19 protein-coding genes are annotated in these 20,948 nt (G+C 69.9%); 7 read left to right on the top strand and 12 right to left on the bottom strand.

What is annotated here, in order from left to right:
* Positions 1–178: 178 nt before the first annotated feature.
* The 5 genes from hsaB to L3Q67_RS23140 are packed head-to-tail and all read right to left on the bottom strand — an operon-like array spanning position 179 to position 5,268.
* Positions 179–724, bottom strand: coding sequence for a flavin reductase family protein (hsaB, locus tag L3Q67_RS23160; RefSeq protein ID WP_499183565.1), 546 nt, complete (start codon positions 722–724; stop codon positions 179–181).
* On the bottom strand, positions 721–1,626 hold the full coding sequence (hsaC, locus tag L3Q67_RS23155) for a VOC family protein (RefSeq protein ID WP_499183564.1): 906 nt from the start codon (positions 1,624–1,626) through the stop codon (positions 721–723). Before hsaC ends, hsaB begins: the two co-directional genes overlap by 4 nt.
* Entirely contained in the window at positions 1,627–2,484 is an 858-nt protein-coding gene (gene hsaD / locus L3Q67_RS23150) for a 4,5:9,10-diseco-3-hydroxy-5,9,17-trioxoandrosta-1(10),2-diene-4-oate hydrolase (RefSeq protein WP_499183563.1), read from the bottom strand. It abuts the gene before it with no gap.
* 2 nt (positions 2,485–2,486) lie between these two features.
* Positions 2,487–3,665 carry a flavin-dependent monooxygenase gene (gene hsaA / locus L3Q67_RS23145; protein ID WP_499183562.1) on the bottom strand — a complete coding sequence of 393 codons (1,179 nt, stop codon included), beginning with the start codon at positions 3,663–3,665 and terminating at the stop codon, positions 2,487–2,489.
* A 10-nt stretch (positions 3,666–3,675) separates the two neighbouring features.
* Positions 3,676–5,268, bottom strand: coding sequence for an FAD-binding protein (locus L3Q67_RS23140; RefSeq protein WP_499183561.1), 1,593 nt, complete (start codon positions 5,266–5,268; stop codon positions 3,676–3,678).
* A gap of 106 nt (positions 5,269–5,374) precedes the next feature.
* On the opposite strand from L3Q67_RS23140, the gene kstD reads away from it, so the two are divergent.
* From kstD to L3Q67_RS23110, 6 genes are all read left to right on the top strand, one after another.
* A complete protein-coding gene (kstD, locus tag L3Q67_RS23135; protein WP_499183560.1) occupies positions 5,375–7,048 on the top strand; it encodes a 3-oxosteroid 1-dehydrogenase in 1,674 nt (557 codons plus the stop codon).
* The gene (locus L3Q67_RS23130; protein WP_499183559.1) at positions 7,045–8,220 is read left to right on the top strand and encodes a 3-ketosteroid-9-alpha-monooxygenase, oxygenase component; all 1,176 of its coding nucleotides are present in this window, start codon (positions 7,045–7,047) and stop codon (positions 8,218–8,220) included. Before kstD ends, L3Q67_RS23130 begins: the two co-directional genes overlap by 4 nt.
* A gap of 1 nt (position 8,221) precedes the next feature.
* Positions 8,222–8,506: a hypothetical protein gene (locus tag L3Q67_RS23125; RefSeq protein ID WP_282770131.1), complete on the top strand. Its 285-nt coding sequence runs from the start codon at positions 8,222–8,224 to the stop codon at positions 8,504–8,506.
* The gene (locus L3Q67_RS23120) at positions 8,499–9,512 is read left to right on the top strand and encodes a ferredoxin--NADP reductase (RefSeq protein ID WP_499183558.1); all 1,014 of its coding nucleotides are present in this window, start codon (positions 8,499–8,501) and stop codon (positions 9,510–9,512) included. The genes L3Q67_RS23125 and L3Q67_RS23120 overlap by 8 nt, the downstream gene beginning before the upstream one ends.
* Before the next feature lie 144 nt (positions 9,513–9,656).
* Positions 9,657–10,517 (top strand): MaoC family protein, encoded by an 861-nt coding sequence (chsH3, locus tag L3Q67_RS23115; RefSeq protein ID WP_499183557.1) that lies wholly within the window; start codon positions 9,657–9,659, stop codon positions 10,515–10,517.
* 99 nt (positions 10,518–10,616) lie between these two features.
* Positions 10,617–10,976 carry a hypothetical protein gene (locus L3Q67_RS23110; RefSeq protein WP_499183556.1) on the top strand — a complete coding sequence of 120 codons (360 nt, stop codon included), beginning with the start codon at positions 10,617–10,619 and terminating at the stop codon, positions 10,974–10,976.
* On the opposite strand, the gene L3Q67_RS23105 is transcribed toward L3Q67_RS23110, so the two are convergent.
* From L3Q67_RS23105 to L3Q67_RS23080, 6 genes are read right to left on the bottom strand one after another with little or no spacing between them, the layout of a single operon-like run.
* Positions 10,977–12,143 carry a lipid-transfer protein gene (locus tag L3Q67_RS23105; protein ID WP_499183555.1) on the bottom strand — a complete coding sequence of 389 codons (1,167 nt, stop codon included), beginning with the start codon at positions 12,141–12,143 and terminating at the stop codon, positions 10,977–10,979.
* Positions 12,140–12,538 carry a MaoC family dehydratase gene (locus L3Q67_RS23100; protein ID WP_499183554.1) on the bottom strand — a complete coding sequence of 133 codons (399 nt, stop codon included), beginning with the start codon at positions 12,536–12,538 and terminating at the stop codon, positions 12,140–12,142. Before L3Q67_RS23100 ends, L3Q67_RS23105 begins: the two co-directional genes overlap by 4 nt.
* A complete protein-coding gene (locus tag L3Q67_RS23095; protein ID WP_499191623.1) occupies positions 12,535–13,455 on the bottom strand; it encodes a bifunctional MaoC family dehydratase N-terminal/OB-fold nucleic acid binding domain-containing protein in 921 nt (306 codons plus the stop codon). The genes L3Q67_RS23100 and L3Q67_RS23095 overlap by 4 nt, the downstream gene beginning before the upstream one ends.
* A 5-nt stretch (positions 13,456–13,460) precedes the next feature.
* Positions 13,461–14,633, bottom strand: coding sequence for an acyl-CoA dehydrogenase family protein (locus L3Q67_RS23090; RefSeq protein ID WP_499183553.1), 1,173 nt, complete (start codon positions 14,631–14,633; stop codon positions 13,461–13,463).
* Positions 14,633–15,670 carry an acyl-CoA dehydrogenase family protein gene (locus L3Q67_RS23085; protein ID WP_499183552.1) on the bottom strand — a complete coding sequence of 346 codons (1,038 nt, stop codon included), beginning with the start codon at positions 15,668–15,670 and terminating at the stop codon, positions 14,633–14,635. The genes L3Q67_RS23090 and L3Q67_RS23085 overlap by 1 nt, the downstream gene beginning before the upstream one ends.
* Positions 15,671–15,730: 60 nt before the next feature.
* Complete coding sequence (locus tag L3Q67_RS23080) at positions 15,731–16,696, bottom strand: GlxA family transcriptional regulator (RefSeq protein ID WP_499183551.1); 966 nt, start codon at positions 16,694–16,696, stop codon at positions 15,731–15,733.
* A gap of 70 nt (positions 16,697–16,766) precedes the next feature.
* Between L3Q67_RS23080 and L3Q67_RS23075 the strand changes: the two genes are divergently transcribed.
* On the top strand, positions 16,767–17,543 hold the full coding sequence (locus L3Q67_RS23075) for an NAD(P)H-dependent oxidoreductase (protein WP_499191622.1): 777 nt from the start codon (positions 16,767–16,769) through the stop codon (positions 17,541–17,543).
* Positions 17,544–18,341: 798 nt separating this feature from the next.
* Here the strand turns inward: L3Q67_RS23075 and L3Q67_RS23070 are convergent.
* On the bottom strand, positions 18,342–20,927 hold the full coding sequence (locus tag L3Q67_RS23070) for a DEAD/DEAH box helicase (protein ID WP_499183550.1): 2,586 nt from the start codon (positions 20,925–20,927) through the stop codon (positions 18,342–18,344).
* Positions 20,928–20,948: the final 21 nt, after the last annotated feature.

Here is a 20,948-nt window from a genome sequence, read left to right as displayed (position 1 = left end):
AATGTGGCTTTCGGGACGTTGGATGTCTCGAATGTGGCTTTCATGACATCGCCTCGCGCCAATGTGGATTTCGGCTTCCCGAACGCGGGGTTCGGCTGCCTGAGTGTGGAGTTCGGCTGCACGAATGTGGAACTCGGGTGCGCCAACGTGGGGGTCGGGTGTGTGAGTGTGGGGTGGGTTATAGCCAGTCGTCGGGGCGGGGCCAGTCGTAGAGGGTGTCGAGTTCTGTTCGGGCTCGTGTCGCCGCGTATTGGCCTCGGTAGAACAACAGGGGCGCGCCGTGGTCGGCGGCTTCGGCGCCCAGGGCGCGGACTCGGCCGATCACCACGTGATGGTCACCGGCCGGGTGCACGGTTTCCACCGAGCAGTCGAGCCAGGTGAGGGCACCCTCCAGCAAAGGCGCACCCGAAGGACCCGGTTGCCAGGGGACCGAAGCGAATTTGTCCACGCCCCGCGCCCCGAAAACAGCACTGAGTTCCTGCTGGCCCTCCGAAAGCACATTCACCGCGAAAGAACCGCTCCGCTCGATCACCGGCCACGAACCGGAATTGCGAGAAGGACAAAAAAGGACCAAAGGCGGGTCGAGCGAAAGGGCGGCGAAGGACTGGCACGCGAAACCCACCGGAGCGGTTCCGTCGTGACCCGTCACCACCGCGACACCGGTGCAGAAGTGCCCCAGCACCGCGCGGAAGCGAGCCGCGTCGATCGCCGCCGCCGCGGTCACGGCTGCTGCGCCCCGATCGAGAAGTCGTGCCCCCACAACGAAACCGCGGTGCTCTCGCGCGCCATCCAGTTGTCGTCGTCGACCTGCCTGCCCTCGCAGCCGAACTCGATGTCGAACCCGCCGGGCGTCTTCATGTAGAACGACAGCATCAGGTCGTTGACGTGCCTGCCCAGCGTCGCCGACATCGGTACCTTCCGCCGCAGCGCGCGGTCCAGGCACAGGCCGACGTCGTCGGTGTTCTCCACCTCGACCATCAGGTGCACGATCCCGCTCGGCACCGGCATCGGCAGGAACGCCAGGCTGTGGTGCCGCGGGTTGCAGCCGAAGAACCGCAGCCACGCCGGTTCGCCGTCGGCCGGCCTGCCGACGAACTGCGGGGGCAACCGCATCGAGTCACGCAGCCGGAAACCCAGTACGTCACGGTAGAACTGCAAGGCCGCGGCATCATCGTGAGTGGACAGTACGACGTGCCCGAGCCCCTGCTCCTCGGTGACGAACCGGTGCCCGTACGGGCTGACCACCCGCCGGTGCTGCAACGCGATGCCGTGGAACACCTCGAGCGTGTTGCCCGACGGGTCTTCGAAGGTGATCATCTCGACCACGTGCCGGTCGGCCAGCTGCTCCGCGGTGCCCTCCTTGAACGGCACCTCGTGCGCGGCCAGGCTCTGGCGCACTTCCTCCAGTTCCGCGGCGTTCGACACCTCCCAGCCCACCTGCGCGAGCCGGTCCGAGGTACCGGGCACGATCACCAGCCGAGCCGGGAAGTCGTCCATGCGCAGGTACAACGCGTCCGGGTCGGTGCCCTTGCCCTCGACCATGCCGAGCACCTTGAGCCCGTATTCGCGCCAGGCAGCCAGGTCCGTGGCCTCGATGCGCAGATACCCCAGCGATCGGATGCCCATTTACCCCACACCTCCGCCGCGGCCGCCGAGGAATTCGATGGCGAGCCGGTTGAATTCGTCGAACTTCTCCAGTTGTGCCCAGTGCCCGCAGCGTCCGAACACGTGCAGTTGCGCGCGCGGGATGTTCTTCAACGCCACCAGCGCGCCGTCGAGCGGGTTCACCCGGTCCTCCCGGCCCCAGATCAACAACACGCGCTGGCGCAGCCGGTGCACCTCACGCCAGAGCATGCCCTGCTCGAAACTGTCCGGCCGCATGAACGACGCACCCATCGCACGCATCGCGGCCAGCGACTCCGGGGTGTTCGCCAGCGCGAACCGCTCGTCGACCAGTTCGTCGGTGATCAGCGACTGGTCGAACACCATCACCCGGAGGAAGGCTTCCATGTTCTCCCGGGTGGGTTTCGCCCCGAACGCCGCCAGCTTGCCGACGCCCTCGGTCGGGTCCGGCGCGAACACGTTCACGCTGACCCCACCAGGGCCCATCAGCACCAGCCGCCCGGCGCGTCCACTGTGGTCCAAAGCCAGCCGGACAGCGGCGCCGCCGCCGAGTGAATTGCCGACCAGGTGCGCCCGCTCGATGCCGAGCTTGTCCATCAGCGCGATCACCGCGGTGGCGCTGTGCTTGAAGTACTGCGGGTGCTCGACCGGCTTGTCCGACCGCCCGAACCCCGGCTGGTCCACCGCGATGGTGCGGAAGGACTTGCCGAACACCGGCAGGTTGCGGCCGAAGTTGCTCCAGGCCGAGGCGCCCGGCCCGCCGCCGTGCAGCAGGATCACCGTTTCCTCGTGCTCGGCCCCGGTTTCGTGGTAGTGCAGCCGGAGTTCCGGCGTCACCTGGGCGTACTGGCCTTCGGTCACCGTCACACCATCCCGTTCTCCACCGGCAGCCCGAACTCGCCGGTGCCGTACATGACGTAGGCGCGTTCCGGGTCGTTGGCCGCGTGCACCCGGCCGGCGTGCGCGTCCCGCCAGAAGCGCTGGATCGGCGTGCCGGTCCGCAGCGCGCGGCCGCCGGAGTTCTCGAAGAGCCGGTCGATCGCGGAGATCGCCCGCTCGGTGCCGCGCACCTGGTCGCGGCGGACGCGCAGCCGGGTGGCGAACGGCAGCTTCTCCCCCGCGCACGCCAACTGGTACAGCTCGTCGATGTTGTGCGTCAGCTGGAGCCAGGCCGCGTCGATCTCGCTGGCCGCCTCGGCGATCCGCACCTTGGCGAACGGGTCCTCTTTGGACTGCTCACCGGCGTAGGCGGCCCGGACGCGCCCGCGCTGGAAGTCCACGTGCGCGTCGTAGGCGCCCTGTGCCATGCCGATGATCGGCGCGGTGATGGTGGACGGGTGCACCGAGCCGTAGGGCAACCGGTACAGCGGGCCCGGATTGACCGCCTGACCGGGAGTTTTGAGCTTCGAGGTGGCGATGAAGCTCAGCGCCCGGTGCGACGGCACGAAAACGTCGTCCACGATGACGTCGTTGCTGCCGGTTCCCCGCAGCCCCACGGTGTCCCAGACGTCTTCGATGGCGTAGTCGGCGATCGGCAGCAGGTAGGTGCAGAAGTCGACCGGCTTGCCGTCCGCGTCGAAGGCGGGCGCACCCAGCAGCACCCAGGTCGCGTGGTCGCAGCCGGAGGAGAAGCTCCAGCGCCCGCTGAGCCGGTAACCGCCGTCGACCACCTTCGCCTTGCCCATCGGCGCGTACGAAGAGGACAGCCGGACCTCGTGGTCTTCGCCCCAGACGTCCTCCTGGGCCTGCGCGTCGAACAACGCCAGGTGCCAGGGGTGCACGCCGAGGATGGAGGCCACCCAGCCGGTGGACCCGCAGGCGCTCGCGATGTGCTTCACCGCGGTGTAGAAGGAAACCGGGTCGGCTTCGTAGCCGCCGTACGGCTTGGGCTGCAGCAGCTTGAAGAAGCCGGTCTCCTGCAACGCCTTGATCGACTCTTCGGGAATGCGGCGGGCGTCCTCGGTCTCCTGCGCCCGTTCCCGCAACACGGGGAGCAGCTCGGAGACCCCGGCGAGCACACCGCCGACACTCGGCTCTGTCATACCGCCAAGACTAGAACACGTTCTCGTTTTTGTCGAGTTCCCGCAGCGTCCGCCCACTGTGGTTCCCGGCACGACGGCCGGAAAACACGCAATCGGCCAGCGACAGCCCGCTCACGTAGGAACGAGAACAGATTCCTACCGCGGTCCGCCCGGCGGCATACAGTCCCGGGATCGGCCTGCCGTCACCGCCGAGCACCCGGCCGCTGCCCTCGTCCACCACCAGCCCGCCGAGGGTGAGCATCGGGCACGGGAACGCCAGGCTCGGCCGGATCGACACGTCCACCAGCGAGTACGGCGGCGAGCCGAAGCGGTGCACGAAGGCGGCGGGCTTGCCCATCGGGTCGGGCACGGCGTCCGCGGCCACCACGGTCTCGGCCAGCCCGTCCGGGTCGACCCCGGCTCGCCGGGCCACTCCGGCGATCGTGCCGCCGAGCACGCGACCGCGTTTGAGCAGGTAGAGCGTCTGCAACCGCTGGAACCACTGCACATCGCCCTGCGCACGGGCGCGCCGGACCAGCTCTTCGTCGAGCAGCAGCCAGCCCTTGCCGCCGTGCCGCTCGATCAGCTCCTCCCCGACCGCGGCGCCATACCGGGACTCGTCGATGACCCGCTGCCCCCGCTCGTTGACCAGCAATCCGCCGAGGAACGCGCTCGGCGGGGTCAGGAAGCGCCACGCGGAGACGCGGCCCAGCCCAGCGGTCGCCCCACCGGCCGACCTGCCCAGCTCGATGCCCGAGCCGTCGTCACCGACCGTGCCCAGTTGCAGGCCACGGCGGTAGGCGGGCGCGTGCTCCCGGATCCACTCGCGGTTGGCGATGAAGCCACCGGCCGTGAGGATCACGCTGTGTGCCGAGATTTCGAGCTCGCGGGCGAAGCGTTCCTCGAGTGCCACCACGCGCCGATGCAGCTTCTTCCGCAGGGCGGGCACGTAGATACCGGGCTTCGCGGACCACTGGCCGAGTCGCCGGTGCAGGGCTCGCGCCCACGCCGGAGCGTCACGCAGCGTCGACGCGATCACGCCGGTCACCGTTCCATCGGCCGACTGGACCAGGCGGCGAACCCGGGTCTGCGGCAACACCGTGGCCCGGCGTCGAACCTGCGCCGCGAGCGGCTTGAACAGCGCCTTTCCCGAGGTCCCGCGTCCTTTCGCGCGATGCCCGCGCGGCGCGGGCTCGGCGGCGTCGCGGAAGCCGCCGGACGACTCACTGCCGGAGTAGTACAGGTAGTGGCGGTTGCCCGGGTACGAGGTCTTCTCCGGGCACAGGCTGCCTTCGAACGGCACGCCGTGCCGTTCCAGCCAGCGGATCATCTCGACGCTGCCTTCGCAGAATGAGCGCAACGTCTGCTCGCTCACCACATCTCCGACCTCGAGCCGGAGGTAGGCGTGCATGGCGTCGACCGAATCGGTGACGCCGGCGTCCCGCTGTTGCGCGGTACCGCCACCCGCGTACACGATGCCGCCGCTGAGCGTGGTGGCACCGCCGCCCTCGAAGCGGTCGAGCACCAGCACGTCGGCTCCGGCCTCGGCGGCCTCCAGCGCGGCGCACGCTCCTGCCGCCCCGAACCCGACGACCAAGACCCCGGTTTGCACGGTTCCGCTCACCTCCGGCAGCCTAGAACTGAAACACGTTCTCGTCTATGGTGACCCATAGCGCAACGACCAGCTGTTCGCGTTTCTATAACGCGTTCCAGTAGCACGGGAGGCTTTGATGCCCGACGAGTTCGACGTCGTCGTGGTCGGCAGCGGTGCCGCGGGCATGACCGCCGCACTCGCCGCGGCCCGGCACGGGCTCAGCGTCGTGGTGCTGGAGAAGGCCGCCAAGTACGGCGGCTCGACCGCCCGATCCGGTGGCGGCGTGTGGATCCCCGGCAACGAGGCACTTCGCGCGGCCGGTATCGACGAGCCACCCGAGCGAGCACGCGAATACCTCGAAGCCATCGTCGGTGACGTGGTACCCGCGGAACGCCGGAACGCCTACCTCGACCGCGGCCCCGAAGTGGTCGAGTTCCTCCATCGTGAGACGCCGCTGCGACTGTGCTGGGTGCCCGGCTATTCGGACTACCACCCCGAAGCGCCCGGCGGCCGCGCCGGCGGGCGCTCGGCGGAACCCCTGCCCCTGGACGCCAAGGTGCTCGGCGACGAGTTGGCGAACCTCGAACCGCCCTACAGCGCCCCGCCCGCCGGAGTGCCGCTGATGCAGGCCGACTACCGCTGGTTGAGCCTGCTCGCCCGGCACCCGCGCGGTCTCACACGCGTGCTCCGGCTCGGTGTGCGCTGGCTGGCCGGGCGGTTCACCGGCAAGCACCTGCTCGCCATGGGCCAAGCGCTGTCCGCCGGACTGCGGGCGGGCCTGCTGCGCGCCGACGTCCCGGTCCGCCTCAGCACCCCGCTGACCGACCTGTGCACCGAGGGCAACCGCGTCACCGGCGTACTGGTGGCCGACGGCACCGAGATCCGCGCCCGGCTCGGCGTGGTGCTGGCGTGCGGTGGATTCGAGCGCAACGCGGAAATGCGCGCCAAGTACCAGCGCGCGCCGATCAGTACCGAGTGGACGGTCGGCGCCGAGGCGAACACCGGCGACGGCATCCTCGCCGGGCTCAAACTGGGCGCCACCACCGAACTGATGGACGACGCCTGGTGGGGTCCGTCCATCCCGCTGACCGGCGGACCGTGGTTCGCCCTCGCCGAGCGCTCCCGGCCCGGCTGCCTGCTGGTCAACGAACGCGGCGAGCGGTTCGTCAACGAATCCGCGCCCTACGTCGAAGCCGTGCACGCGATGTACGGCGGGAAGTACGGCCAGGGCGACGGTCCCGGCGAGAACGTGCCCGCCTGGCTGATCTTCGACCAGCGCAACCGCAACCGGTACATGTTCACCGGGCTCGGCCCGCGTCAGCCGCTGCCCGGCCGGTGGTTCAAGGCGGGCATCGCGGCCAAGGCCGCCACCCTGCGCGGACTGGCCGAGGCCACCGGACTGCCCCCCGACCGCCTCGAAGCCACGGTGTCCCGCTTCAACGGCTTCGCCAGCGACGGCGTCGACCAGGACTTCGGCCGGGGCAAGAGCGCCTACGACCACTACTACGGCGACCCGCGCAACAAGCCCAACCCCAGCCTCGGCCCGGTGGACCGCGCGCCGTTCTACGCGGTCCGCGTGGTGCCCGGTGACCTGGGCACCAAGGGCGGCCTGCTGACCGACACCCGCGCCAGGGTGCTGCGCGCGGACGGCTCGGTGATCGACGGGCTGTACGCGGCGGGCAACACCAGCGCCGCGGTGATGGGCCACACCTACGCGGGGCCGGGCGCGACCATCGGACCGGCGATGGTCTTCGGCTACCTTGCGGCCGAGGACCTCGCGGCCAAGAATCGAACCGGAGGTACGCGATGACCGAGACCCACTCCGCGCCCGCTCGGGGGGCGGCCCCCGGACCCCCGAACTACCGGGAGATCGACGCCGGCGCACCACCGGCCCGCTTCGCCCGCGGCTGGCACTGCCTCGGCCTCGCCGACTCGTTCCGCGACGGGAAACCGCACGCCATCAACGCCTTCGGCACCAAGCTGGTGGTCTTCCAGTCCGGGAACGGCGAGCTGAACGTGCTCGACGGGTACTGCAGGCACATGGGCGGCGACCTCACCCAGGGCACGGTCAAGGGCGAGGAGATCGCCTGCCCGTTCCACGACTGGCGCTGGGGCGGCGACGGCAAGTGCAAGGCGATCCCCTACGCCAAAAGGGTTCCGCTGCGGGCCCGTACCCGCGCGTGGACCACGGTGGAGGAGAACAAGCAGCTGTTCGTCTGGCACGACCCCGAGGGCAACCCGCCGCCGCCGGAGCTGGCGATCCCCCGCATCGACGGCATCTTCAGCGGTGAGTGGAGCAACTGGACCTGGGACTCGGTGCTGATCGAGAACTCGCACTGCCGCGAGATCATCGACAACATGGTCGACATGGCCCACTTCTTCTACATCCACTACGCGTTCCCGACCTACTTCAAGAACGTGTTCGAGGGCCACATCGCCACCCAGTACCTGAACACCAAGGGCCGCCCGGACATGGGCATGGCCTCGAACTACGGCGGTGAGGAGAACCTGCTCCGCTCGGAGGCCTCCTACTACGGCCCGTCCTACATGATCAACACCCTGCTCAACACCTACAAGGGCTTCGAGATCGAGAACGTGCTGATCAACTGCCACTACCCGGTCACGGAGAACTCGTTCATGCTGCAGTGGGGCGTCAGCGTGAAGAAGCTGCCCGGGGTGAGCGACGAGCAGGCGGACGGCATCGCCGGGAAGTTCGCCAAGAGCATCGGCGTGGGTTTCCTGCAGGACGTGGAGATCTGGCGGAACAAGTCGCGGATCGACAACCCGCTGCTGTGCGAAGAGGACGGACCCGTCTACCAGCTCCGGCGCTGGTACGAACAGTTCTACGTGGACGCCGCCGACGTCACCCCGGAAATGACCCAACGCTTCGAGTTCGAAGTGGACACCACACGGGCGAACGAGGTGTGGGCGGTGGAGGTCCAGGAGAACCTGGCCCGGCAGGCGGCCGAGGCGGAGGTCTGAGGTGGCTCACACCGCTTTCGGCAGGCCGTTGCCCTCGGCCGAGGAAACCCGCGAGTTCCTCAGCGGCGGGCTGGCACCGGTGGGCTGCCGCACCTGCTCGGTGCGCGTGCTGGTGAAGAAGAACAGCCCCAAGCACACCAGCATCCAGTGGACCGCGGACAGCTCGGCGTGCCCGGTGTACGCCGCTTCGGATCGTCCGCCCGCGTTGCAGGACACCTGCCCCGAACTGCAGCGCAGCATCGACGAGGACGTGCGGGCCGGTGCGCTGGGGGTCGCCGGTGAGTGAGGTCCGGCGCCTGCGGGTGGCGGACGTGATCGCCGAGACCGCCGACGCGCATTCGCTGGTGTTCGAACCGGCCCCCGGCATGGACTACCGGCCCGGCCAGTTCCTCACCCTGCGCGTGCCGAGCGATCGCTGCGGCTCGGTGGCGCGCTGCTACTCGCTGTCCAGTTCCCCGCACACCGGCGATCCGCTGACGGTCACGGTGAAGCGCACCGGGTACGCGTCCAACTGGATCTGCGACAACATCCGGGCGGGCACGGAGATCGAGGTGCTGCCGCCGTCGGGGGTGTTCTGCCCGCCGGATCTCGACGCGGACCTGCTGCTGTTCGCCGCGGGCAGCGGTATCACGCCGGTGATGTCCATCGTGAAATCGGTTCTGGCCAAGGGAACCGGCCGACTGCTGCTGGTATACGCCAACCGCGACGAGCAGTCGGTGATCTTCGCGCGGGAGCTGCGTGAGCTGTCCGCCTCGATGCCCGACCGGCTGACCGTGGTGCACTGGCTGGAAAGCGTGCAGGGGTTGCCGTCGGTCGAGCAGCTCCAGTCGCTCGCCGCCCCCTTCCCCGGCAGGCCCGCGTTCCTGTGCGGGCCCAAGCCGTTCATGGCCGCCGCGCAGGCCGCGCTCAAGGCGCTCGACTGGGACCGGAAACTGGTCCACATCGAGAAGTTCCTCTCTCTGGACGGGAACCCGTTCGAGGAAGTGGCCGAAGTGGTCGCCGAGGAGTCGGCCGAGCCACCCGCGACGGTGCACGTCGACCTCGACGGCGAGCAGCGGTCCCTGCCGTGGCCGCGGGAGCGCAAGCTGCTCGACCTGCTGCTCGACGCCGGGTTCTCGGCGCCCTACTCGTGCCGCGCCGGGCAGTGCAGCGCCTGCGCTTGCCGTCTGGTGTCGGGCCGGGTGAAGATGCTGAACAACGAAGTACTCGATTCCGACGACCTCGAGGAAGGCATCGTGCTGGCGTGCCAGTCGGTGCCGCTCACCGACGAGGTCTCGGTCACCTACCAATGAGCAGGTCGGGGGCCCGGGGGTCGTCCCCCGTGCAAACGACAGAGTGCAGGTCGGGGGCCCGGGGGCCCTCCCCCGTGCAAACGACAGAGTGCAGGTCGGGGGCCCGGGGGCCCTCCCCCGTGCAGACGACGGAGAGTGGTGGACATGCCCATCGACCCAGCGGTCGCGATCGGCGCGGAACTCGGCGAGGAGCGGTTCTCCTGGACCGCGGCGGACGTGCAGCTCTACCACCTCGCGCTCGGGGCAGGCGCCGATCCGGGTGACCCGCGCGAGCTGCGGTACGTGCTGGAGGACGACCTGCGGGTGCTGCCCACCTTCGCCACGGTCGCGGCGTCCTTCCACTGGACCGAGCCGCCGACGGTGTCCTTCCCCGGCGTGTCCATCGACCTGTCCAGGGTGGTGCACGGCACCCAGGAGGTGGTCGCGCACCGGCCGCTGCCGGTGGCGGGCAAGGCCACTTCGCGGACGAAGGTGGTCGACGTACTGGACAAGGGCAAGGCCGCGGTGATCATCCGCGAGACGGTCACCCTCGACGAGCACGGCAGTCCCTTGTGGACAGCGCGGTCGAGCATCTTCGCCAAGGGCGAGGGCGGCTTCGGCGGCCACCGCGGCAGTTCGGCGAAGGTCGAGACGCCGGACCGGGAGCCCGACCTCGTCGCCGACACGCCGACCCTGCCGCAGCAGGCGCTGCTGTACCGCCTCTGCGGCGACCGGAACCCGCTGCACGCCGATCCGGAATTCGCCGCGCGGGCCGGGTACGACCGGCCGATCCTGCACGGCCTGTGCACCTACGGCATCGTGGCCAAGGCGGTGACCGACACCGTCCTCGACGGCGACGCGGCGGCCGTCGGCTCGTGGTCGGCCAAGTTCGCGGGCGTGGTCTTCCCCGGTGAAACCCTGCGGACCTCGATCTGGCGCGAAGACGGCCGGTTCGTCGTGGTCGCCACCGTGCCCGAGCGGGACAACGCCGTGGTCCTGTCCGAAGGGCTGCTGACCGGCCGGTAGTTCAGGTCATGGTGAATTCCCACCGCGGTCCGCACGCACTCGGTAACTTCAGGAGTGCTTTCCGGAACCCACCGGGAAGCACGACGAACTGGGGTGGACATGAACGGAAAGATCGCCAGGACCCTCGCGATCGGGGCCGGTGCGGCGGCGGTGGCCGTCGGCGGAGCAGCGCCCGCGCTGGCCGCACCGGAGGCGCCGGGGCTGGTTTCCCTGCACGACCTGCCCGGCTACGGCGGCGAAAGCCACACGCAGCTGATCAACGGCTCCGGCACGTTCTGCTTGCTACTGGGCCCGCTGGACAACCGGGCGTCGTCGATCCGGCTGTCGGACGTGCGGGTCGAGGTGTTCGACAGCCCCGGGTGCTTCGGCGCGGGGCTCACGCTCGCCGGCAGCGTGCCCGACCTGGGCCTGATCGGCTGGGACAACCGGATCTCGTCGGTGCGGATCACCGTCGCCTGATCACGAGGTGAGCAGGAGGGCACTGGTGGGCACACCAGTGCCCGCTGTCACCAGGACCCGGCCGGCACCGGGGACCTGGTTGACCGCGGTGCCGCGGAGCTGGCGCACGCCCTCCGCGATGCCGTTCATGCCGTGGATGTAGGCCTCACCCAGCTGGCCGCCGTGCGGGTTCAGCGGCAGCGAGCCGTCGAGTTCCAGGTGCCCGTCGGCGATGAAGTCCTTCGCTTCGCCACGGCCGCAGAAACCCAGCTGCTCCAACTGCATGAGCACGTACGGGGTGAAGTGGTCGTACAGCACGCCGACGTCCACATCGGACGGTAACAGCCCGGACTGCGCCCACAACTGGCGCGCCACCACGCCCATCTCCGGCAGGGCCGCCAGGTCGTCGCGGTAGTAGCTGGTCATCACGTACTGGTCGGTGCCGCTGCCCTGCGCTGCCGCGGCGATCACCGCGGGCGGGTGCGGCAGGTCGCGCGCCCGCTCGAGGCTGGTGATCACCAGCGCCACCCCGCCGTCGCTCTCCTGGCAGCAGTCGAGCAACCGCAGCGGTTCGGCGATCCAGCGTGACGCCTGGTGCTGCTCCAGGGTGATCGGCTTGCCGTGGAACCAGGCGTGCGGGTTGCGCGCCGCGTGCTTGCGGTCCACCACCGCCACCCGGCCGAAGTCCTCGCTGGTGGCGCCGTACTCGTGCTGGTAGCGCCTGGCCAGCATGGCCACCGTCGCGGCGGGGGTGGCGATGCCCATCGGGTAGTGGAAGCTGTTGTCCACGCCCGAAGAGTTCACCTGCTGCGCGGCGGCCGCGGACACCCGGCCGAAGCGGTGCCCCGAACGCTCGTTGAACGCGCGGTAGGCGACCACCACGTCGGCCATCCCGGTGGCCACCGCCATCGCGGCCTGCTGCACGGTCGCCGCCGCCGCTCCCCCGCCGTAGTGGATCCGGCTGAAGAAGGTCAGCTCGCCGATACCCAGCTCCCTGGCCACCGAGATCTCGCTGTTGGCGTCCATGGTGAAGCTGACCAGGCCGTCCACATCGGACAGTTTCAGCCCGGCGTCCAGCACGGCGGCGCGCACGCATTCGGCGGCCAAGCGCAGTTCGCTGCGCCCGGAATCCTTGGAGAACTCGGTGGCGCCGATCCCGGCGATCGCGGTGGTACCCGTGAACTTCACGACACGCCTCCCGGCAGCACGACCCGCACGGTGCCGGTGAGGTGCTCACCCAGCGCACCACGGGCGGTCACTTCGACCTCGATCTCCGGACCGTCCTGTTCGGACACCCGTCCGGAGAAGACGAGCGTGTCGTAGGCGTAGCACGGCACCCCGAGGCGGATCTTGATCGAGCGGATCAGCGCCTCGGGCCCGGCCCATTCGGAGACGAACCGCTGCACCAGACCGGTGTCGGTGAGGATGTTGACAAAGATGTCTTTCGAACCGCGGGCGATCGCGGCGTCCCGGTCGTGGTGCACGTCCTGGTAGTCGCGGGTGGCGATCGCGGAGCTGATCACGAACGTCGGCGTGATCTCGATCTTCAGTCCGGGCAGCTCGGTGCCCACCGCCGCGGTCACCGGGCCACCCGCCAGGCGGGCAGGGTCAGTTCGTCGTCGATCCGGAGGAACGCCGCCCGGACTTCCAGTCCGATGTGGACCTCCTCGGGCTTGGCATCCAGCAGTTCACCGAGCACCCGCACGCCTTCCTCCAGTTCGACGAGCGCGACCACGAACGGCAGCTCCTTGCCGGGCACCGGCGGGTGGTGGTGCACCACGTAGCTGTACACCGTGCCGCGGCCGGACGCGACCACGTGATCGGGCACGGCGTCCAGCGCGCCATCCGGCGGCATCGGCCCCGGCGGGTGCCGGAGCACGTCACCCCAGCGCTGGATCCGCAGTTCGCCGACCTTGGTCCCGTCCCAGAAGAACGCCGTGTCCGGGCTGATCACCGGCCGCAGCACGGCGGCACCCGGGGCTTCGACGATGTCCGGCGCCGGACGAGGGCGGAACTTGAGCACGCGGAACACCATGTCCGCCACCAGTTCCTCGCCCACGTACCAGTTCGTCCTGGTGGTGACGAACCAGCCTTCGCCCAGCGCGGTCTTCTTCGGCCCGGTGACGTCCTCGAGCAGCGTCGTGGCCGCGACCTGCTCACCGGGGCGCAGGTAGCGGTGGTAGTTCTGGTCGGAGTTGGTCGCCACCACCGAGGTGAACCCCGCGTCGTCCAGGACGGACATCATCGCGCCCAGCGGGTCGTCGGCGGGCCGGGTGCCGCGCAGGCCGTTCATCGTCCACGCCTGCACCATCGCCGGTGGCGCCACCAGTTCGCCGTGCACCGACTTCGCCGCGAACTCCGGATCGACGTAGACCGGGTTGGTGTCCCCGATCGCGTCGACCCAGCTGTGCACCGCCGCCTGGTTCACCGGGTCACGGGCGAACCGCCTGCCGGACTCGCCGCCGGCCGCGATGCGCTCGGCCGCGGCCTTGATCTCCACGTCGGTCACCGCGGCACCCTCGGCAGTTTCAACCCGGCGGTGGCGATCAGCTCGCGCTGGATCTCGTTCACGCCACCACCGAAGGTCAACACCAGATTGCGCTTGGCCAGGCGGTCGAGCAGCTCGGCGAGTTCGGCGGTCTCCGGATCGGCGAAGTCACCGTGCCGTCCGACGATCTCCTCGGCCAGCCTGCCGATCCGCTGCACGCGCTCCGAACCGAGCACCTTGGTCGCGGAGGCGTCGGCTATGTCCACTCCGGACGGTTTGGCCACGCTCGCCACCTGCCAGTTGAGCAGTTCGTTCACCCTGGTCACCGCGCGGGTCTCGGCCAGAACCGCACGCACGTCGGGCAGGTCGAGCAACGGGATACCGTCCGGTGTGGACCTCGCCGCCGCCCACGCCAGGACGCGGTCGTGGAGGCCGCCGATGCGCCCGGCCGGGCCGAGCATCACGCGCTCGTGGTTGAGCTGCGTGGTGATCAGCCGCCAGCCCGCGTTTTCCTCACCCACCAACCGGTTCACCGGTACGCGCACGTCGGAGTAGTAGGTGGCGTTGGTGTGGTGGGCGCCGTCGCAAGTGATGATCGGCGTCCAGCTGTAACCGAAATCGGTGGTGTCGACGATCAGGATCGAGATGCCCTTGTGCTTGGGCGCCTCGGGATCGGTGCGCACCGCCAGCCAGACGTAGTCGGCGTCGTGGCCGCCGGTGGTGAAGATCTTCTGGCCGTTGACGATGTACTCCTCACCGTCACGCACCGCGGTCGTGCGCAGCGAGGCGAGGTCGGTGCCCGCTTCGGGTTCGGTGTAGCCGATCGCGAAGTGCAGCTCGCCGTCGAGGATCTTGGGGAGGAAAAAGGCTTTCTGCTCGTCGGTGCCGAACGCCTGCAACGTGGGGCCGACGGTCTGCAGGGTCACCGACGGCAGCTGCACCTCGGCCCGTGCCGCCTCGTCGGCGAAGATGTGCTGCTCCAGTTCGCCGAAACCACGTCCGCCGTACTCCTTCGGCCAGCCGACGCCGAGCCAGCGGTCGCGGCCCATGCGCCGCACGATCTCCCGGTAGACCGCGCCGTGGCGCTCGCGCACCATGGCCCGGCGTTCCTCCGGGGAGACCAGTTCGGCGAAGTACGCGCGCAGTTCGTCGCGGAGCCGCTGCTGGTCCGCGGTGAGTTCGAGGTGCATCAGGGCCTCCCCGCCAGCTCGCCGAGCCGGTGCGCGTGCCCGCCGAGGAAGCGCACGAGGTCCTTGGCGGCGGCCGAATACCGGTGCATCGGGTAGCTGGTGTCCACCCCGAGCCCGCCGTGCAGGTGGTGGCAGACGCCCATGGCGAGCGGCACCTGCTCGGCCGCCCAGTACGCGGCGATGTCGAGTTCCTCGTCGGCGTCCCGGCCGGTCGCCAGCTGCCAGATCGCCGAGGTGGTGCTGAGGTGCACGGTCCGCGAGGCGGTGTAGACGTCGGCGATCTGCTGCGCGACGGCCTGGAAGGTGGCCAGCGGCCTGCCGAACTGGATGCGCTCGCGCACGTGCCGGGTGGTCAGCTCCAGCGCCCCGGCGAGCAGTCCGTCGAGCACCGCGAGCGTGCCGGCGAGGGCGAACCGGTGCACGCCGTCGATCGTGCCGCTGAGCAGCTCCCGTTCGGTCACCGGCGTTTCCGCCAAGGTCAGCCGGTGCTCGGGCGTGGTGCCGGAGTAGTACGAATCCTCGACGGTGACGCCGGGCGCGTTCGGGTCGACCAGGAAGACGCCGGTGCCGACCGGCAAGGACGCCGGGACCAGGACGCGGGTGGCTTCGGCGGCCCGCGGCACCGCGGTCTTCACGCCGCTGAGCAGCCAGCCGCCGTCCGCCTGCCGCGCGGTGGTGGCCGGTTTCCGCGGGAAGGGCGCCGACGGTTCGTGCAGCGCGGCCGTGAGCACCTCGGTGCCGTCGCCGACGCCGGGCAGGAAAGCCGCGCGCTGCTCCGGACTGCCGAAAGCGTCGACCGGCAAGGCGCCCAGAGCGAGCGCGGGCAACGCGGGGACGTCGGCGGCGGTCCGGCCGACTTCGGTCAACAGGGCACAGACTTCGGCGACGCCGAGCCCGTCCCCGCCCAGGTCGGCGGGCAGCGACAGGGCGAGCAGCCCCGCTTTGGCCAGCGCGGGCCACGAGTCGGCTTCACCACGCAGGATCTGCGCTGCCAGCTCGGTGACCGCGGCCTCGTGCGCCCCGGGGGTGAAGTCCACTCAGGCCTCCTGACGCCGGACCAAACTGAAACCTGTTCTAGTTTTAGCCCGGATCGGCGATCACGGCAAGCCCCCGCGGAAGGTCACCCGGTAACTGCTCGGCGAGACACCCAGCGCGGCCTGCAGGTGCTGGCGCAGGGAGGAGGCCGTGCCGAACCCGGATTTCTCGGCGACGCGGTCCACCGGGAGGTCGGTTTCCTCGAGCAGCTGGCGCGCCCGCTCCACGCGTTGCTGGGTGAGCCAGCGCGCCGGGGACATGCCGACCTCCTCGCGGAAGCGCCGGGTGAAGGTGCGCACGCTCATCGCGGCCTTCTCGGCCAGGTCGTGGCGGGTGAGCGGGCGGTCGAGGTGGGCCAGCGCCCAGGCGCGGGCGTCGCCGGTGGACGAGGCGCGCCGCGGCGGGACCGGGCGCGGGATGTACTGGGCCTGGCCGCCCTCGCGGTGGGGTGGCACGACCGTGGTCCTGGCCACCTCGTTGGCCACCGCGACGCCGTGGTCGCAGCGGATCATGTGCAGGCAGAGGTCGAGACCGGCGGCCTCGCCCGCCGAGGTGAGCACGTCGCCGTTGTCGGTGTAGAGCACGTCCGGATCGAGGTCGACCCGCGGGTAGAGGCGGCGGAAGTGATCGGCGGACTTCCAGTGCGTGGTCGCCCGCCTGCCGTCGAGCAGCCCGGCGGCCGCGAGCGCGAAGGCCCCGGTGCAGATCGACGCGATGCGCGTACCCGGCCGGATGCGCCCGAACGCTTCAGCCAGCTCGGCGGGCAGGCGGCCCTCGGTCTCGGTTTCGTCCAGCTCGTGGGAGGCGAGCACGACCACCGTGTCCGCCCGGCCCAGCACCTCGGGCCCGGCGGCGACGTGGAGGGAGAAGTCGGCATCGGTGCGCACCTCCCCGGGGGTGAGCGCGCAGGTGACGACCTCGTAGAAGGGCTCGCCGTCCGGGGTGGCCGCGCTGCCGAACAACTGGTGGACGATGCCCAGCTCCAGCGGCATCACCCCGTGACGCACGAACGCGGCGATGAGCGACATGGCCCAATTCTGGCACATGTTGTCCTTTGGGCCACTGGTCCGCGTGCTGGTCGCGGTGCAGGGTCGAGGCATGAACGTGCTGTGGGTTTTCGCGCATCCGGAACAGGCCTCGCTCAGCGGTTCACTGCGGGACGAGGGCGTGCAGGCACTCGCCGAGGCCGGGCACGAGGTGCGGATGTCGGACTTGTACGCGATGAAGTGGAAGGCCGTGGTCGACCGGGATGATTTTCCTGAGGAGACCTCGCCTCGGTTGCAGGTCGCCTCGGCCTCGCGGCGGGCCTACGAGACGGGCACGCTGAGCGCGGACATCCGTGGGGAGCAGGAAAAACTGGCGTGGGCGGACTTGGTGGTGCTGCAGTTCCCGCTGTGGTGGTACAGCATGCCGGCCATCCTCAAGGGCTGGGTGGACCGCGTCTTCGTGCAGGGCTTCGCTTACGGGGTCACCGATCCGTCGGACGGCCGGACCCTGCGCTACGGAGAAGGAATGCTCGCCGGGAAGCGGGCGCTGGTGGTGTTGACCGCGGGCAGCCGGGAACCGGCCCTCGGCCCGCGGGGGATCAACGGACAACTGGACCTGGTGCTCTTCCCGCTGCTACACGGGACGCTCTGGTACACGGGCATGTCGGTACTACCGCCGGTCGCCGTTTATGGTGCGGGCCGGGTGAGCGCGCAGGACCATGCCGCTGCTGTTTCTTTGGTGCGTTCGAAGGTGCTGTCCGCTGAGCACGATGCCCCTTTGCCTTACCGTTCTCAGAACGGCGGTGACTACGATGAGGACTTGGTGCTGCGGCGTACTTTGGCCCCGGGTTCGAGTGGACTGGGCGTGCACTACCACCCCGGCGCCTGATTGTGACTACGTCGGGGATGGTCTTGTCAAGGCGGGAACGCTTGCCTTAACAAGACCATCCCCGCCGTGTTTTGGGCTTTGGACCGGGGTGAGGAGGCATGTGGGTGGTTCCTTCCTGCGGGCTTCGACTACTCACCTCTCGGCTGCCGGACTGGGCCTTTGCTTGCCTGACTGTGGATTCGGGTGCGCGGACGCTTGAATGTGGAACTCGCCTGCCCTAATGCAGGACTCGACCGCCCGAGTGCGGAACTCGGCTACACCGACGTGGAACTCACCTGTTCCCAACGCAGGAATCGAGTGCCCGAACGTGGAACTCGGCCGCACCAACGTGGAACTCGCGTGCCCGAACGTGGAACTCGGCCGCACCAACGCGGGACTCGCGTGCCCGAACGTGGAACTCAAGTTCCCGAGTGTGGGGTTCGGCCGCCTGAACGTGGAACTCGGCTGCGCGGGCGTGGAACTCGAGTGCTTGAACGTGGGGTTCGGCCGCGCGGGCGTAGGACTCGGGCGCACGAGTGTGGACTCGGGTACCCGAGTGTGGAACTCGCCTGCCTGAACGCGGGTTCGGTTGCGCGAGTGTGGGACTCGGTATCTGAACGTGGAGTTCGGCTACCTGAAGGTGGAACTCAGCTACGCCAACTTGGAACTCGGCTGTCTGAACGTGGGGTTCGGCGGCGAGGCGTCGGGCTGGGCTGCGCAGGCGTGGGGTTCGGGTGCACGAATGTGGAACTCGGGTGTCTGGGCGTGGGGTTCGGGGGCGGGAATGTGGGGGTTGGTGGTGGGGTGGGAATGTGGGGGTTAGAGGTTTAGGGTTATTAGGGTGGTTAGGTCCTCGTCGGTTAGGTTGGTCAGCCAGTGTTCGCCGGTGCCGACGATGGTGTCGGCGAGGGAGCGTTTGCGGGCCAACAGGGTGCCGATGCGTTCTTCGACGGTGCCTTCGGTGATGAGCCGGTGCACCTGCACGGGCCGGTCCTGGCCGATGCGGTAGGCGCGGTCGGTGGCCTGGTCTTCGACCGCCGGGTTCCACCAGCGGTCGTAGTGGATGACCTGGGTGGCGCGCGTGAGGTTCAGGCCCACCCCGCCGGCCTTCAAGGAAAGCAGGAACACCGGGCTTTCCCCGGCCTGGAACCGCTGCACCATGCGGTCCCGCTCCCCCAGCGGCACCGAGCCGGACAGCAGTTGCGCGGGCAGCCCCCGCTCGGCCAGCCAGCTCTCCAGCAACCGGCACATGCCCACGTACTGGCTGAACACCAGCACGCTCTCCCCGGCGTCCAGCATCACCTCCAGCAGTTCCTCGAAGGCCGCGAGCTTGCCCGAACGCCCGTCCAGCGGACCGGGCTCCTTCAGGTACTGCGCCGGGTGGTTGCAGATCTGCTTCAGCTCGGTCAGCAGCTTGAGCACCTGCGCCTTGCGCCGGATGCCCTCGGTACCCCTGATCGCGGCCAGGTTCTCCCGCACCACCGCCTCGTACAGCGTCACCTGCTCGCGCGTCAGCGGCACGAACCGGTCGGTCTCGGTCTTCGCGGGCAGCTCCGGTGCGATGTCCGGGTCGGTTTTCTTGCGCCGCAACAAGAACGGGCGCACGACCGCGGCCAGCTGGTCGGTCACGGCCTCGTCGGCGTGGCGTTCGATCGGCCGGGCGAACCGGCGCCGGAACTCCTCGGGAGTACCCAGCAGGCCGGGCGTGGTCCAGTTCAGGATGGACCACAGTTCGCTCAGCCGGTTCTCCATCGGCGTGCCGGTCAGCGCGATCCTCGCCACCCCGTAGAGCTTGCGCAGCTCCCGCGCGGTCTTCGACGAGGCGTTCTTCACCTGCTGCGCCTCGTCGGCGGCGATCAGCCCCCATTCCACTGTGGCCAGCGTCTCCCGGTCACGCAGCAGCACCCCGTACGTGGCCAGCACCACCTCGTCCCCGGCGAGCTCGTCGAGGCTGCGCCTGCCACCGTGGAACCGCCGCACCGGGACCGACGGCGCGAACCGGGCGAACTCGCGTTCCCAGTTGCCGAGCAGCGAGGCCGGGCACAGCACCAGCGTGGGCCCCTCCCGCCAGGCCCGGCGGTGCAGGTGCAGCGCGATCAGCTGGATCGTCTTGCCCAGGCCCATGTCGTCGGCCAGACACCCGCCCACGCCGAGCGCGGCCATCTTCGACAGCCAGGCGAGCCCGCTGAGCTGGTACGGGCGGAGCGTGGCGTGCAGCCCGTCCGGCGGCACCACCACCTCGTCGGGTGTGTAGCGGAGCCGGGCGAGCAGCCCGGTGATCACGGACGGCGTCATGAACTCCTCGCATTCGCCGTCCACCTCGAGCTCCCCGGTGAGCGCGGCGGCCAGCGCGGCCGCCTCGGTCACCGGGGCACGTCTCGCGCGCAGCTTCGCCAGCAGCAGCGAATCGGCCCGCACCCAGCGCCCGCGCAACCGCACGAGCGGGCGTTTCGCCTCGGCGAGCGCCGTCACCTCGGCGTCGGTGAGTTCCTCCTCCCCCACGCTGACCTGCCACCGGAAGTCGAGCAACCGGGTCAGCGTGAGCTGCGGCGGCGACTCCGAAGGCACGCGCACCGAAGCCCTGACGCGCGGCAGCCCCTCGAACAGGTCCTTCGGCCACAGCACCTCGATGCCCGCGGCACCCAGCCGGGACGAACCGCCGCGCAGCAACTCGGCGACCTCGTCGTCGGTCAGCTCGACCACGCCGCCGACCACCCGCGCGAGCGGCGGCCACACTTCCGCCCCGCGTCGCAGTGCCAGCGCCAGCCGTACCTGGACGTGCTCGCCGAACAGCGAACGCACCACCTCCGGCGCGTCACCGAACTCGGCGACGTCCAGCACCAATCCCGAATCGGCCGCGCTGCGGACCGCGAGCACCCCGGCGAAGCGCTCCTCGGCGAGGTCCACGCGAAGCACCAGCCGGACGGCGGTGCCCTCGGCGAGCAGGTCCGCGATCGCGTCCCACAACGCCCGCACCAGCGACTCCGGCGAGTGCAGTCGCACCCGTTTCAACCCGGACAACGGCAGCGCGAGCGCCTCCGGCGGCAGCGCCTCGGCCAGTTCGGTCAGGCGCAGCGCGTCGTCCACTTCGAGCGGCCCGGCCCGCCAGCTCGCGCCGTCCGGCTCGACCCGGCCGCGGGCGACCAGGCTCAGCCCGGCCGCCACCACCTCCGCCCAAGCCGTGATGGTGGCGCTGGCGTGCTCCCCGGCGGCGAGCAGCACACGGACCGCGTCGGCGACGGGCAGCACCGAAGCGTCCACCTGGGTGCGGCGGAAGGCCTGTTCCCTGGGCAGGACCAGGTCGATCGGCGTATCACCGCCGCCGTGGCCCCACAGGGCGAGCACACCGTCACGAGGTGGGTCGGACGGCACGAACAGGGCTTGGGTTCCGGGAGCGAGCTCCATGGCGGTCACCGTAGGACGCGC

The organism is Saccharothrix sp. AJ9571 (assembly GCF_021725495.1).
In the GTDB taxonomy this organism is placed as follows: domain Bacteria; phylum Actinomycetota; class Actinomycetes; order Mycobacteriales; family Pseudonocardiaceae; genus Amycolatopsis; species Amycolatopsis magusensis.
This window is presented reverse-complemented; position numbering and strand designations above follow the sequence as displayed.